Origin of the sequence: Winogradskyella sp., from assembly GCF_965656915.1 — a bacterium.
In the GTDB taxonomy this organism is placed as follows: domain Bacteria; phylum Bacteroidota; class Bacteroidia; order Flavobacteriales; family Flavobacteriaceae; genus Winogradskyella.
In genome coordinates this window covers 1-14,344 of record NZ_CBFHMI010000009.1, presented here as the reverse complement: position 1 = coordinate 14,344, position 14,344 = coordinate 1, and the positions used below count along the sequence as shown (strand labels likewise).

General features: G+C 33.0%; 13 protein-coding genes and 1 pseudogene. 10 read left to right on the top strand and 4 right to left on the bottom strand.

Annotated features, from left to right (window positions below):
• Nucleotides 1–57: 57 nt before the first annotated feature.
• From tgt to ACTG3Y_RS04335, 10 genes and pseudogenes are all read left to right on the top strand, one after another.
• A complete protein-coding gene (gene tgt / locus ACTG3Y_RS04380) occupies nucleotides 58–1,188 on the top strand; it encodes a tRNA guanosine(34) transglycosylase Tgt (protein WP_439151703.1) in 1,131 nt (376 codons plus the stop codon).
• Nucleotides 1,189–1,245: 57 nt separating this feature from the next.
• Entirely contained in the window at nucleotides 1,246–2,268 is a 1,023-nt protein-coding gene (locus tag ACTG3Y_RS04375; protein ID WP_439151761.1) for an LptF/LptG family permease, read from the top strand.
• On the top strand, nucleotides 2,255–3,163 hold the full coding sequence (locus tag ACTG3Y_RS04370; RefSeq protein ID WP_439151702.1) for a DMT family transporter: 909 nt from the start codon (nucleotides 2,255–2,257) through the stop codon (nucleotides 3,161–3,163). Before ACTG3Y_RS04375 ends, ACTG3Y_RS04370 begins: the two co-directional genes overlap by 14 nt.
• 140 nt (nucleotides 3,164–3,303) lie before the next feature.
• On the top strand, nucleotides 3,304–4,257 hold the full coding sequence (locus tag ACTG3Y_RS04365; protein ID WP_439151701.1) for an acetyl-CoA carboxylase carboxyltransferase subunit alpha: 954 nt from the start codon (nucleotides 3,304–3,306) through the stop codon (nucleotides 4,255–4,257).
• 169 nt (nucleotides 4,258–4,426) lie between these two features.
• Nucleotides 4,427–5,959, top strand: a complete 1,533-nt coding sequence (gene dnaB / locus ACTG3Y_RS04360; protein ID WP_439151700.1) for a replicative DNA helicase — start codon at nucleotides 4,427–4,429, stop codon at nucleotides 5,957–5,959.
• 71 nt (nucleotides 5,960–6,030) lie between these two features.
• The gene (locus ACTG3Y_RS04355) at nucleotides 6,031–7,077 is read left to right on the top strand and encodes an AI-2E family transporter (RefSeq protein ID WP_439151699.1); all 1,047 of its coding nucleotides are present in this window, start codon (nucleotides 6,031–6,033) and stop codon (nucleotides 7,075–7,077) included.
• A 49-nt stretch (nucleotides 7,078–7,126) separates the two neighbouring features.
• A pseudogene (locus tag ACTG3Y_RS04350) lies at nucleotides 7,127–8,044 on the top strand (aminotransferase class IV).
• Entirely contained in the window at nucleotides 8,037–8,762 is a 726-nt protein-coding gene (locus ACTG3Y_RS04345) for a sulfotransferase family protein (RefSeq protein WP_439151698.1), read from the top strand. The pseudogene ACTG3Y_RS04350 and the gene ACTG3Y_RS04345 overlap by 8 nt, the downstream one beginning before the upstream one ends.
• A gap of 146 nt (nucleotides 8,763–8,908) precedes the next feature.
• Nucleotides 8,909–10,093: an asparagine synthetase B gene (locus ACTG3Y_RS04340; protein WP_439151760.1), complete on the top strand. Its 1,185-nt coding sequence runs from the start codon at nucleotides 8,909–8,911 to the stop codon at nucleotides 10,091–10,093.
• 9 nt (nucleotides 10,094–10,102) lie between these two features.
• On the top strand, nucleotides 10,103–10,525 hold the full coding sequence (locus ACTG3Y_RS04335) for a secondary thiamine-phosphate synthase enzyme YjbQ (protein ID WP_439151697.1): 423 nt from the start codon (nucleotides 10,103–10,105) through the stop codon (nucleotides 10,523–10,525).
• Between the two features lie 75 nt (nucleotides 10,526–10,600).
• On the opposite strand, the gene rplT is transcribed toward ACTG3Y_RS04335, so the two are convergent.
• From rplT to thrS, 4 genes are all read right to left on the bottom strand, one after another.
• Entirely contained in the window at nucleotides 10,601–10,945 is a 345-nt protein-coding gene (rplT, locus tag ACTG3Y_RS04330) for a 50S ribosomal protein L20 (protein WP_208155216.1), read from the bottom strand.
• 102 nt (nucleotides 10,946–11,047) lie between these two features.
• Complete coding sequence (gene rpmI / locus ACTG3Y_RS04325; protein ID WP_040279932.1) at nucleotides 11,048–11,245, bottom strand: 50S ribosomal protein L35; 198 nt, start codon at nucleotides 11,243–11,245, stop codon at nucleotides 11,048–11,050.
• A 55-nt stretch (nucleotides 11,246–11,300) separates the two neighbouring features.
• Nucleotides 11,301–11,849 carry a translation initiation factor IF-3 gene (gene infC, locus ACTG3Y_RS04320; RefSeq protein ID WP_439151759.1) on the bottom strand — a complete coding sequence of 183 codons (549 nt, stop codon included), beginning with the start codon at nucleotides 11,847–11,849 and terminating at the stop codon, nucleotides 11,301–11,303.
• 33 nt (nucleotides 11,850–11,882) lie between these two features.
• Nucleotides 11,883–13,823 (bottom strand): threonine--tRNA ligase, encoded by a 1,941-nt coding sequence (gene thrS, locus ACTG3Y_RS04315; RefSeq protein WP_439151696.1) that lies wholly within the window; start codon nucleotides 13,821–13,823, stop codon nucleotides 11,883–11,885.
• Between the last annotated feature and the right edge of the window lie 521 nt (nucleotides 13,824–14,344).

Here is a 14,344-nt window from a genome sequence, read left to right as displayed (position 1 = left end):
TAATTAAGACTTCAATGTATTTGAGTTATTTATATTTGCCTTCAGACTTATTTTTTAATGAATTTTAAACGTTTAGCAACAGATAAAGACACCAAAGCGCGAGCAGGAGAAATTACTACAGACCATGGTACAATAGAAACTCCTATTTTTATGCCTGTAGGTACTGTAGCATCTGTTAAAGGAGTACATCAACGCGAACTTAAAAATGATATAAATCCTGATATTATACTAGGTAACACCTATCACTTGTTCTTAAGACCACAAACACCAATTTTAGAGAAAGCAGGTGGGCTTCATAAATTTATGAATTGGGACAGGAACATACTTACTGATTCTGGTGGTTATCAGGTCTATTCATTATCGGCAAATCGAAAAATAAAGGAAGAAGGTGTAAAGTTTAAGTCTCATATAGATGGAAGTTATCATGTATTTACTCCAGAAAATGTAATGGAGATACAGCGAAGTATTGGTGCCGATATTATCATGGCTTTTGATGAGTGTACTCCATATCCATGCGATTATAATTACGCCAAACGCTCTATGCATATGACGCACAGATGGTTAGAACGTTGCTTAACGCATTTAAAGAGGACACCCTTTAAGTATGATTACGAGCAAACGTTTTTTCCAATAGTTCAAGGGAGTACGTATAAAGATTTAAGGAAGCAATCTGCAGAATATATAGCAAATGCAGGTGCAGAAGGAAATGCAATTGGTGGTTTGTCAGTAGGTGAACCAGCTGAAGAAATGTATGAAATGACAGATGTGGTTTGTAGTATTTTGCCAGAGGAAAAACCAAGATATTTAATGGGAGTTGGTACGCCAATCAATATATTAGAAAATATTGCGTTAGGTGTAGATATGTTTGATTGTGTAATGCCTACTCGTAATGCGAGAAACGGAATGCTTTTTACGGCGCATGGAACCATAAACATTAAAAATTTAAAATGGGCAGATGATTTTTCGCCAATAGATGAAATGGCAATTACCTTTGTAGATACAGAATATAGCAAAGCATACTTAAGGCATTTGTTTACTGTGAATGAATTATTAGGAAAGCAAATTGCTACAATTCATAATTTAGGATTCTATTTATGGCTCGTACGTGAAGCTCGAAAACATATAATTGCAGGCGATTTTGGAGTTTGGAAAGAAAAAATGGTAAAACAAATGGATAAGAGATTATAAGACTTGAAAATTTTAGATTGGTACATATTAAAGCGCTATTTGTTTACATTTTTAATGATGTTATTGCTGTTTATACCTATTGGTATAACTGTAGATTTAGCTGAAAAAATTGGTAAAATATTAGAGAATAATGCACCTTTTGGTGAGGTAACATCTTATTATATTGACTTTACAGTATATTTTGCGAATCTATTATTCCCTTTATTCTTATTCCTATCAGTTATTTGGTTTACGTCTAAGTTGGCAAATAATACTGAGATAGTTGCGTTCTTAAGTTCTGGAGTTTCATTTTCTAGATTTTTAAGACCTTATATGATAGGTGCAACCATAGTAGCAGGATTTGCGCTTTTTTTAGGGATGTATTTAGCGCCTTATGCTAGTCAGGGTTTCAACGAATTTAAATTCAAATATTTAAAAAAGAATAAAAGAGTTCAGCAAACAAGAGATATCTACAGACAGATTAATGATAATGATTACATCTATGTAAGTAGTTTTATACCACGCAGTAAATCAGGCATGAACTTTACCTATGAGCATTTTGAAGGTAATGAGTTAAAGTACAAGATATTTGCAGATAACATTAGATATATTCAAAAAGATTCAAGCTACAGGTTAACAACATACGTAAAGCGAAGTTTTGAAAATGGTGTAGAAACTATAGAGAAAAAGCGAAGGCAAAATATGAGGTTTCCCTTTGAACTTGAAGACCTAACACCAGTTGAATATGCTGCCGAAACAAAACCTTATGGTGAATTGTTAGATTTTATAGCTGCCGAAAAACGAAGAGGATCCTCTAATATTGGACGTTATGAGGTTGTTAAACTAAAAAAATGGAGTTTACCGGTCTCAATTTTTATACTTACCATAATTGCAGTGGCAGTATCTTCTGTAAAACGTAGAGGTGGAATGGGTGTTAATTTAGCTGTAGGTATTGCTATAGCTATGATATATGTTTTCTTCGATAAGATTTTTGGGGTCATGGCAGAACAATCTAATTTTCCAGCAATTATAGCTGTATGGCTTCCTAATGTAATATTTGGTATTTTAGCGGTATACCTCCTTCAAAATGCCAAACGCTAAACTTAAGCATTATATCCATTTACACCTTCTGGTATTTATAGCAGGTTTTACAGCAATTCTTGGAGAGCTAATTACTATTGGTTCACTGGCATTAGTATGGTATCGAATGGCTATTGCAGGTATCTTGATGTTTTTATATATCAAAATTGTAAGATTGAATATTAAAATTACCTCCAAAGCGTTTTGGCAGTTTTCTGCAGCGGGAGTTATAATTGCTCTGCATTGGATAACATTCTTTGAGGCTATAAATCAAGCTAATGTATCGATAGCTTTGGCCATGTTCTCTTCTGGTGCATTTTTTGCAAGTTTTATAGAACCTATTTTTTTTAAGCGTCGGATATTGGCCTATGAAATTATTTTTGGACTTTTTGTAATACTAGGTGTTATATTGATTACCAGTAGTGAAATGGGTTATATCAATGGCATTATTTTAGGTCTGTTATCAGCTTTATTTTCTACATTATTTGCGGTAATTAATGGTAGGTTTATCGAAAGATATAATGCAACAATAATTTCATTTTATGAATTTATAAGTGGAGTAGTATTCTTAACTGTATTTATACTTCTTACCGGTACAACCTTTAATTCAGAATTTTTTACCTTATCAAATTCAGATTGGGTTTATATTTTTATACTGGCATCTGTATGTACAGCTTACGCATTTATAGGTGCAGTGGAAGTGATGCGCTATATAAGTCCTTTTACAGTGATATTAAGTTATAACTTAGAACCAATTTATGGTATAGCAATAGCACTTATTCTCTTTCCGGAAACAGAAAAAATGTCTTCACAATTTTACATTGGAGCAATTCTAGTATTAGTCACAGTATTATTAGATGCTATTTTTAAGAATTATAAAAGGCGTAAACAGAAAGTCAACAGTATTCCCAATTAAAGTTTTTTATATTTACTATAAGAATAATTATTTTTGCCTAAATGTCAAAGTGAACCTACTTTTAGCATATTTGTTAAAAAAATAAAATAAGAATACGTAGGTTTGTATCCTAACTAAACAAAAAAACAACTTCAAATTGTATGGAATATTTAGAGTTTGAATTACCAATAAAAGAACTAGAAGAGCAATTAGATAAATGCCAGATTATAGGTGAAGAGAGCGATGTAGATGTAACAGAAACCTGTAAGCAGATAAAAAAGAAATTAGCAGAGACGAAAAAGGAAATTTATAAAAATCTTACGGCTTGGCAACGTGTACAGTTATCACGTCATCCAGACAGACCATATACCTTAGATCATATCAAAGCACTTTGCGGCGAATCTTTTTTAGAATTACATGGCGATAGAAATGTTAAGGATGATAAAGCTATGATTGGTGGTTTAGGAAAAATTGGTGATCAATCTTATATGTTTATAGGCCAACAAAAAGGATTTAATACAAAGACCAGACAATACCGTAATTTCGGAATGTCTAATCCAGAAGGTTATCGTAAAGCATTACGACTTATGAAATCTGCTGAGAAATTTGGCATACCAGTAGTTACTTTAATAGATACGCCTGGCGCATATCCAGGTTTAGAGGCTGAAGAGAGAGGTCAAGGAGAAGCGATAGCGCGAAATATTTTGGAAATGACCAGACTTAAAGTTCCAATAATTACCGTAATTATTGGTGAAGGTGCATCAGGTGGTGCTTTAGGTATAGGTGTTGGTGACAAAGTATTAATGTTAGAGAATACATGGTACTCCGTGATTTCTCCAGAATCATGCTCTTCAATTTTATGGAGAAGCTGGGAATATAAAGAACAGGCTGCTGAAGCCTTAAAATTAACTGCTAAAGATATGAAGCGTATGAAGTTAGTTGATCAGATACTCAAAGAACCATTAGGTGGAGCGCATACAGATAGAGAGAAAACTTTTACAACGGTAAGAGACGCTATTGTAAAATCATATGGTGAACTTAAAAACTTATCACCAAAAGAATTAGTAAAACAACGCATGAGTAAATACTTCGATATGGGAGTATTTAAAGACTAACTGCACTAAACATAGGCAACAAAAAAAAACTGAAGTTTTAGCTTCGGTTTTTTTTGGCGCTATTAACATTAATTCAGAGTTATTAACAGTTAAATTGTTAACTTTATGTTGAGAACGACAAATACCTAAAAGGCAATTCGTCGATACTATTTAGCTACTTTTGTTATTTATGAAACAACCCAACCCAATACAAGGTTACAAAGTCGATAAAAGCACCATCATTAGCTTAGAGAAAGGTAAAATACCACCTCAAGCTATTGACTTAGAGGAAGTTGTGCTTGGAGCAATGATGATTGACAAAAAAGGTGTTGATGAGGTAATTGATATTTTAAGTCCTGAAGCTTTTTATAAAGATGCTCATAAAATTATATTTGAAGCAATTTTCAAATTATTTGAAAATAGTGAACCTATTGACTTATTAACTGTTTCTAGCCAATTAAAGAAAGATGAAAAATTAGATTTGGTTGGTGGTGATTTTTATCTTATTTCTTTGACCCAACGTGTGTCCTCTTCGGCACATATAGAGTTTCATGCCAGAATAATTTTACAGAAATATATTCAGCGGAGTTTAATTAAAATTTCAAATGAAATTATTGAAGACTCATATGACGAAACTAAAGATGTTTTCGATCTTTTAGATAATGCTGAAGCAAAGCTATATGAAGTTACACAAGGTAACGTCAAAAAATCTACTGAGACTGCACAGAGTTTAGTAATTCAGGCAAAAAAGAAGATTGAAGAAATATCTAATAAAGAAGGATTAAGCGGTATACCAACTGGTTTTGATAAACTAGATAAGTTGACATCAGGCTGGCAACCCAGTGATTTAATTATTGTGGCCGCTCGTCCTGGTATGGGTAAAACTGCACTTACCTTAACTATGGCGAGAAACATTGCTGTAGATTTTAATCAACCTGTGGCATTTTTCTCTTTAGAGATGTCTTCAGTACAGTTAATAACCCGTTTAATTTCTAGTGAAACTGGTTTGTCTTCTGAAAAGTTGAGAACAGGTAAACTAGAAAAACATGAGTGGGAGCAACTTAATGTAAAAGTAAAAACTTTAGAGCAAGCACCTTTGTTTATAGATGATACACCATCACTGTCAATTTTTGATTTACGAGCTAAGGCAAGACGATTAGCATCACAATACGGTATCAAAGTTATAATGATTGATTACTTGCAATTAATGACAGCAGGGGGAAGTCAAAAAGGTGGAAATAGAGAACAAGAAATTTCAATGATTTCTCGTAACCTTAAAGCACTGGCTAAAGAATTGAACGTACCAGTAATTGCATTATCGCAGTTGTCCCGTGCCGTAGAAACTCGTGGTGGTAGTAAACGTCCTTTACTTTCAGATTTACGTGAATCTGGTGCTATAGAGCAAGATGCAGATATTGTATCATTTATTTACAGACCAGAATATTATAAGATTGATGAGTGGGATGACGAAGAACGCTCGCCAACGGAAGGGCAAGGTGAATTTATTGTCGCTAAGCACAGAAATGGTGGCTTAGATAATATTAGATTAAAGTTCATTGGTCATCTCGGTAAATTTGATAATCTTGACGATTTTGATACTCCTTTTGGAGAGTTTCACTCTAAGATGAATGCCGCTGCAAACGATGACACATTTAAACCAGATAATTTTCCTTCAGCTTCCGACGCATTTGATGGTCCAGAGGATGATGGTGTTCCTTTTTAACAACAATTTAAATGGTTAAAGATTCTTTTTAACTTATCTTTACCAATCGTCATTTAATTGAATGTTGCCTCATGTTAAACGAAAGAAGAACAACAAATATCTTGTTGTTAATTATAGCCATACCACTAGTATTTTATTTGCTTAAAATCCTTTCATTTATTTTCATTCCTTTAATTTTTTCGATGTTCATTGCATTGTTATTTTTACCATTAATGCGATGGTTAGGAAGACGTAAGGTACCTAAGGTAATTAGTATTCTCATAGTTTTACTTTTGGTTGCAGGTGGATTAATGATTGGTATAGAATTAATACAACTATCAAGTAAAGAAATATTAGCTACTAAATCTGATTTTTTTCCAAAAGCAGAAGAAAAACTGGCTGATTTAAAATTATATTTGTCAGATAGTTTTGGTTTTGAGTTTGAAGAGAATCAAAACTTCTTTACTCAGTTTTTTCAAAAAGAAAATTTAGGTGATACTATTGGTTTTCTGAGAACCTTTTTAACAACGCTTTTAATGACTACCTTCTTTGTGGTATTGTGGTTGGCGGAATCTATAAATGTTCATAAACTGCTAAATAACACGCTGCTCAGACAAAAACATACTTCGATAAAGGCCTTTATGAAAATTGAAAAAGACCTTATAAAATTCATTAAGGTAAAGTTTTTGGTTAGTGCATTAACTGGATTATTTACTGGATTAATGTGTGTGTTTTTTGACGTGAGTTTTCCAATTTTCTGGGGACTTTTTGCATTTGCCATTAATTTTGTACAAATGGTTGGTTCTTTTATTTCTGTAATACTCTTGTCGATTTTCGCATTTGTAGAATTAGACCCAACTAGTACATTATTCTTCTTTGTGCTATCAATTACTTTAGTGCAGGTAGTTTTTGGCGCTATACTAGAACCAATTTTCATGGGTAAATCCTTCTCAATTAATATAATAGCAGTTTTAGTAATGCTTATGTTTTGGGGCTTTTTATGGGGAATTCCAGGTTTAATAATGGCAATTCCAATTACAGTGTTTATTAAAATCATATTAGAACAATTTCCAAGTACTAAAATTATTGCAAGTTTACTTTCGGGTAAAGAGACTGAAATAGAAAAATTCAGTCGTTGATTAATGACCAATACTAATTTTAAGTATCTTTCTACTTAAAATTTAATGTATGGTTCATGGTACTCATAATGCTGTAGATGATTCTAGAAATAACAGCATTTTAATTTCAATAAACGACAAGCTTTTTGCAAGAAAGGATGCTAAAATATCTGTTTTTGACAGTGGTTATTTAGTAGGCGTTGGTGTATGGGAAGCACTTCGGCTTCATCACGGAAAATTAGTATTTGTTGACGATCATTTCAATAGACTGTGGCAATCTGCAGCTACTGTAGGTATGCATTTACCAGTTACAAAAGAAGAACTTAAAGAAAAAGTTTGGAATGTTTTACATGCAAATGAAATGTCGGACGGTGTACATGTAAGAATTATGGTAACACGAGGCATAAAGAAAACACCTTCTCAAGACCCGCGATTAACAATATCTGGACCTAATGTGGTGATTATTCCCGAATTTAAACAGGCATCAAAATCGTCATAAGAAAAGGGCATTACACTTTTTACAAGTACTATTAGAAGAGGCTCACCAGATTATTTAGATCCAAGATTAAATTGTCATAGTAAACTTCACGAAGTTCAAGCACTAATTCAAGCGATTGAAGCGGGAGCTGACGAAGCACTAATGTTAGATGTTAATGGATTTGTATCTACCTGTAATGCCACAAATTTTTTTATTATTACAAATAATGAAGTCTGGACTTCGACAAGTAAATATTGTATGAATGGAATTACAAGAGCAAAAGTTTTGGAAGTATGCAAGAGAAATGAAATACCACATTATGAAAAAGACTTTTCACTATTTGATGTATATGGTGCTGATGAAGCTTTTGTGACAGGAACATTTGGCGGATTAACACCTGTAACTAAGATAGATGGTAGACAAATTGGTGATGGCAGATTTGGAAACATGACTAAAAAACTGAGTAGCTTTTACGAAAAATTAATTGAGAATGAGCTGAATAATGGATAGTATAAAGCGTATTTGTTTGTGGTCTGGACCAAGAAATATATCAACGGCCCTTATGTATTCATTTGCACAACGCAATGACTCGAAGGTCTTTGACGAGCCATTATATGGCTATTATCTAAAAACACATCCAGAAGCGCATAAATATCATCCTGGCTCGGAAGATATAATGAATACAATGGAAACAGAGGGTCAAAAAGTGGTTAATATGATGCTTTCTAATGATGAAAAACCCGTCTTGTTCTTTAAACATATGACACATCATCTATTAGGATTAGATCGTGATTTTATGAAACAAACCATTAATGTAATTCTTACAAGAGATCCGGAAGATATGTTGCCTTCTTTTGACAAAGTCATCAAAAACCCAACACTTAATGACGTCGGCTATGCCATGCATGTTGAATTACTTGAATATTTTGAGCAGAATGAAATTCCATTTGTTGTCCTTGATTCTAAGAAAGTACTTATCGCCCCAAAAAATACCTTAAGTAAACTATGTGAATTTGTAGAAATTCCTTTTGATGACAATATGCTATCTTGGCAACCAAACCAAAGAATTGAAGACGGTATATGGGCTAAATATTGGTATAAAAATGTACATAAATCTAGTGGCTTTTTAAAGTATAAAGCAAAAGACAAGGCCTTACCAAAACATCTCAATTCATTATTAAAAGAGTGCCTTCCGTATTACAACCAACTTATTGAATATTCAATATAGCTCTTAAAAGAATTATAATTTAAGAGCTAATAGACTAAAAATTAATTATATTTCGTTCTAAATCTATGAACTTGAAGAATTATATCGTCTTAATTTTTACGCTATTTATTAGTTTAAACATGTATGCTTCATATATTCTGATTCCTATGGATTCAGAAACACAGGAGAATCATTTGAAAGCATATGGTGTAACGTATTGGACACTAGAACGCGAATTAAAGGTTAAGTGGTTATTAAACTATAGAGGTGGCTCATTTCTTTTACCAGATGCTGAAATCATTCAGAAAGAATGTCAAATAAGAGGAGTTTCATTTGAAGTTATCTCAGATGCAAAAGCCGCTGAGATATTAGAAGGGATTAGTAGTCCTGCTGTAAATCAGGAAGCTGTGATTCTGGAAAAAGCACCGAAAATAGCTGTTTACACGCCATACGGAAACCAACCTTGGGATGATGCTGTTACAATGGTATTAACCTATGCAGAAATACCTTATGAAACTATCTATGATGAGGAAGTACTAAATGATGAGTTGTTATTGTATGATTGGTTACACTTACATCATGAAGATTTTACAGGGCAATATGGGAAATTTTATAGAACCTACAGATCAGCTGCTTGGTACATTGAAGAGAAGAAAGCTGCTGAGGAATTAGCAACTAAACTAGGATATAATAAAGTATCAGAATCAAAATTAGCAGTAGCAAATAAAATACGAGATTATGTTGTTGGAGGAGGGTTTATGTTTGCGATGTGTTCTGCCACGGATAGTTTTGATATAGCTTTATCTGCAGACGGAGTGGATATTTGTGAGCCTATGTTTGATGGTGATGGTAGTGATCCTGGTTACCAGAATAAAATAGATTACTCAAAAACATTTGCTTTTAAAGACTATATTTTAGAACGTAGTCCTAACGTTTATGAGTTTTCTTCAATAGATATGACTCAGAAAAGGCAAATTCCTAAAACAACAGATTATTTTTCGTTAATGCAATATTCTGCAAAATGGGATCCAATACCTACCATGCTAACACAGAACCATACAGCTTTAGTAAAAGGCTTTATGGGACAAACAACTTCTTTTACAAGAGATCAAATTAAATCTAATGTCTTGGTGATGGGCGAGAATAGAACAAATGGTGAGGCAAAGTACATACATGGCATAAAGGGAAAAGGGTTTTTTACGTTTTATGGTGGTCACGATCCAGAAGATTATACGCATAGAGTAGGTGATCCTAAAACGGAGCTAGACTTACATCCAACATCTCCAGGATATAGGCTTATATTAAACAATGTTCTTTTTCCTGCTGCTAAAAAGAAAAAACAAAAAACTTAATCTTTTAAGTTGAAATTTTATCAAAAAGAAATACAGCTTTCACAAAAGCAAAGAGGGTTTCATCTTGTCACCTCTGAAATAGTATTGAGTATAAAAGAAATATCAGATATTGATATTGGAGTATTACATGTATTTATAAAGCATACTTCAGCTAGTTTAGCAATCAATGAAAACGCAGACTTTACAGTTAGAGAGGACTTTGAAGCTCATATAAATGAAATGGTCCCGGAGGATATGCCTTATTATAAGCATAATTATGAAGGGTCTGATGATATGCCAGCACATATAAAAGCAGCTTTATTTGGAAGTTCTATTCAAATACCAGTGTCTAATGGTAAATTAAATTTAGGTACTTGGCAAGGCATATATCTAGGGGAACACCGAGATTTTGGAGGAATGAGAAAAATTGTAATAACCCTAATAGGAAACTAATCAATAAAAAAGTCCGATTCGAAAGAATCGGACTTTTTGTTAAGCGAAATGTTGTTATTAATTTGGCTAAAAGCCCTATTTTACTTTGTTAACTATAGCTTCAAAAGCTTCTGGATGATTCATCGCTAAATCTGCAAGAACCTTACGATTCAATTCAATGTTATTAGCTTTTAATTTACCCATAAATTTTGAATAACTCATTCCATGTTGTCTTGCACCTGCATTAATACGCATAATCCATAACGCACGGAATGTTCTTTTTTTGTTTCTGCGGTCTCTGTACGAATATTGCATCGCTTTGTCCACCGCATTCTTTGCTACTGTCCAAACGTTTTTACGACGTCCGAAGTAACCTTTTGCTTGCTTGAGAACCTTTTTTCTTCTGGCTCTCTTTGCAACTGAATTTACTGATCTTGGCATTTCTTTAATTGTTTTTTGTAGTAGGCGACCTAAAAAGGTACTTGCTAAATAATTTTGCCTAACTCCAGGGTTTATAAATTGTTTTAACCGATTAAAACTATATTACTTTAAACGTAACATTGTTTTAATATTATCCTCATCTGCTTTGTGCACCAAAGCATCATGAGTTAACTTCAGCTTACGCTTTTTAGATTTTTTAGTCAATATATGACTCTTAAAAGCGTGCTTTCTTTTGATTTTACCAGTGCCAGTTAGTTTGAAACGTTTCTTAGCACTCGATTTTGTTTTCATTTTAGGCATTTTCTCCTATTTTTAATTACGTTTCGCTTATTATCGTTTACTGTAAATACAGTATTTATTTCTTTTTTGGAGCAATGAACATTATCATTCGTTTTCCTTCAAGTTTTGGCATCTGTTCTACTTTTCCGTACTCTTCCAAATCTTGAGCAAGTCTTAATAATAATATCTGACCTTGTTCTTTAAAAACAATTGATCTTCCTTTAAAAAACACAAATGCTTTTAATTTAGCTCCATCTTTGAGGAACTTAATCGCATGTTTCTTTTTAAATTCATAATCATGGTCGTCTGTTTGAGGCCCAAATCTTATTTCTTTTACTACAACCTTAGTTGCCTTAGCTTTTAAGGCTTTTTCACGTTTCTTTTGTTCGTAAAGAAACTTTTTATAGTCCATAATTTTACAAACAGGTGGCTTCGCGTTTGGCGAAATCTCTACAAGATCTAATCCTTGATCATCTGCCATTGATAATGCTTTCTTAATAGGATAGACTCCTACTTCTACGTTATCTCCTACTACTCTTACTTCTTCTGACCTTATTTTAGAGTTAATTCTGTGCTTGTCCTCTTGGGCTTCACGTCTATTATAATTCCTTCTGTTTCTACGTATTGCTATGGCTTATATATTTAAATTAAACTTTATTTATTTAAAAGTTTTTAAACTTTTATTTACTTTTTCTGTTATTATATTGGAGAACTCTTCTACACTTATTGTGCCAAGATCTTCACCTCCGTGCTGTCTTACAGTAATTGTATTGTCCTTCTCTTCTTGCTCACCTACTATAATCATGTAAGGATACTTTTGCATTTCCGCTTCTCGTATTTTCTTTCCTACAGTTTCATTTCTGTTATCGGCAAGGGCGCGAATTTCGTCATTTTCTAGCAAATTTAAAACTTTTTCGGCGTATTTTTCATATTTCTCACTCACAGATAAAATAACTACCTGTTCTGGCATTAACCAAAGTGGAAAATTTCCGCCTGTATGTTCTAGTAGAATAGCTACAAAACGTTCCATACTTCCAAAAGGTGCGCGATGAATCATAACAGGTCTATGAAGATCATTGTCACTGCCTTTATAAGTTAAATCAAAACGTTCAGGAAGATTGTAATCTACTTGAATTGTTCCTAACTGCCATTGTCTTCCTAAAGCATCCTTTACCATGAAGTCTAACTTCGGACCATAAAATGCTGCCTCACCTGTTTCAACGACATAATTCAAGCCTTTGTCTTTTGCTGCATTTAAAATTGCTTGTTCTGCTTTTTCCCAATTTTCATCACTACCAATATACTTCTCTGGCTTTTCAGGATCTCTAAGAGAGACCTGAGCCGTAAAGTTTTCAAATCCTAATGATCCAAAAACATACAAGACTAAGTCAATAACCTCTTTAAACTCTGCATCTAATTGATCTGGAGTACAGAATATATGAGCGTCATCTTGAGTAAATCCTCTAACACGTGTTAAACCGTGAAGTTCACCACTTTGTTCATATCTATAAACAGTTCCGAATTCTGCAAATCGTTTGGGTAATTCTTTATAAGAAAAAGGTCTGCTATTATAAATTTCACAATGATGTGGGCAGTTCATCGGTTTTAATAAAAACTCCTCTCCTTCAGCTGGAGTGTTAATAGGCTGAAAACTATCTTCTCCATATTTTGCGAAATGTCCTGAAGTTATGTATAATTCTTTATTGCCTATGTGAGGTGTAACAACCATTTCGTAACCTGCTTTCTTTTGAGCAGATTTTAAGAAGTTCTCTAATCGTTCTCTGAGAGCAGCACCTTTAGGGAGCCAAAGAGGTAAACCTTGTCCTACTTTTTGAGAAAAAGTAAATAACTCTAATTCTTTACCTAATTTCCTATGATCTCTTTTTTTAGCTTCTTCTAACAAATGCAGATACTCTGTTAGTTCTTTTTGTTTAGGGAATGAAATACCATAAACTCTTGTTAATTGCTTTTCGTTTTCATCTCCTTTATAATAAGCGCCTGCAACACTAAGTATTTTGACAGCTTTAATAATACCCGTATTAGGTATATGTCCACCGCGACATAAGTCGGTAAAAGTTGAGTGATCACAGAAACTAATTGTACCATCTTCAAGGTTTTCTATTAAATCAACTTTGTATTCATTTTTACCTTCGTAATAAGATAATGCTTCTGATTTTGAAACATCCCTCATTTTAAACTCGTGTTTTCCTCGAGCTATTTCTATCATTTTGTTTTCGATAGTTTTGAAATCTTTTTCAGAAATAATGTTGTCACCTAAATCTACATCATAGTAAAAGCCGTTTTCTATAGCAGGTCCAACCCATAGTTTTATACCAGGATATAACTCTTCAAGCGCTTGTGCTAAAACATGTGCAGATGAATGCCAAAAGGCTTTTTTTCCTTCATCATCTCTCCAGGTAAATAAAGTTAGGTTTCCATCTTTAGATAATGGAGTAGTAATTTCAATAACGTCGTTATTAAACTTAGCTGAAATAACATTACGTGCGAAACCTTCACTAATATCTTTAGCTACTTCATATGGAGTAATATCTTGAGTAAAAGACCTTACCGAACCGTCAGGAAGAGTAATTTTAATCATTTTCTGTTTATAATTTTAGCCCACAAATATAAATCTATATATAGAATAGACAAAGTGAAGTTTTATATATAAGAAGAATAGTATGTTCATATTAAATTTTTTACTTCCAACTTCTTGTTAATAAGTGTGTTAAAATAGAAATAACAAATAAGTAAAAAAAAGACTTGTGGGGAATAAAAGTAGTTATATATTTGCGCCCCGTTACAGGCAGCTAAATGCTTAGAGCGATAGTTCATTTTCATATAATCTGTAATAGAAAAAATAATTAAATATTTTTTGATTTAGATGTTGTGGGAATAAAAAAAGGGTTTTATATTTGCACCCGCTTAAGCGATAATTTGTTTAAGAGAAGATAAAAAAAGTTCATTAACATATTGAATTGACAGCGTAAGAATTAATTGGAAACGATTAATTCAAAACAAGAGAATAAATCATTTAGAGTACTTGATAATTCCTATTAGTTGTTAAAGAGATAGCCGTAAGGCTTAAAATTTAACGATGAAGAGTTTGATCCTGGCTCA

Bases quoted from the DNA above. Each gene is read 5' to 3' on its own strand.
- ACTG3Y_RS04355 (WP_439151699.1), top strand. From the start codon at position 6,031: ATGTTAAACGAAAGAAGAACAACAAATATCTTGTTGTTAATTATAGCC.
- ACTG3Y_RS04345 (WP_439151698.1), top strand. From the start codon at position 8,037: ATGGATAGTATAAAGCGTATTTGTTTGTGGTCTGGACCAAGAAATATA.
- ACTG3Y_RS04340 (WP_439151760.1), top strand. From the start codon at position 8,909: ATGGATTCAGAAACACAGGAGAATCATTTGAAAGCATATGGTGTAACG.
- ACTG3Y_RS04375 (WP_439151761.1), top strand. From the start codon at position 1,246: ATGTTATTGCTGTTTATACCTATTGGTATAACTGTAGATTTAGCTGAA.
- ACTG3Y_RS04370 (WP_439151702.1), top strand. From the start codon at position 2,255: ATGCCAAACGCTAAACTTAAGCATTATATCCATTTACACCTTCTGGTA.
- rpmI (WP_040279932.1), bottom strand. From the start codon at position 11,245: ATGCCTAAAATGAAAACAAAATCGAGTGCTAAGAAACGTTTCAAACTA.
- ACTG3Y_RS04365 (WP_439151701.1), top strand. From the start codon at position 3,304: ATGGAATATTTAGAGTTTGAATTACCAATAAAAGAACTAGAAGAGCAA.
- tgt (WP_439151703.1), top strand. From the start codon at position 58: ATGAATTTTAAACGTTTAGCAACAGATAAAGACACCAAAGCGCGAGCA.
- thrS (WP_439151696.1), bottom strand. From the start codon at position 13,823: ATGATTAAAATTACTCTTCCTGACGGTTCGGTAAGGTCTTTTACTCAA.
- dnaB (WP_439151700.1), top strand. From the start codon at position 4,427: ATGAAACAACCCAACCCAATACAAGGTTACAAAGTCGATAAAAGCACC.
- rplT (WP_208155216.1), bottom strand. From the start codon at position 10,945: ATGCCAAGATCAGTAAATTCAGTTGCAAAGAGAGCCAGAAGAAAAAAG.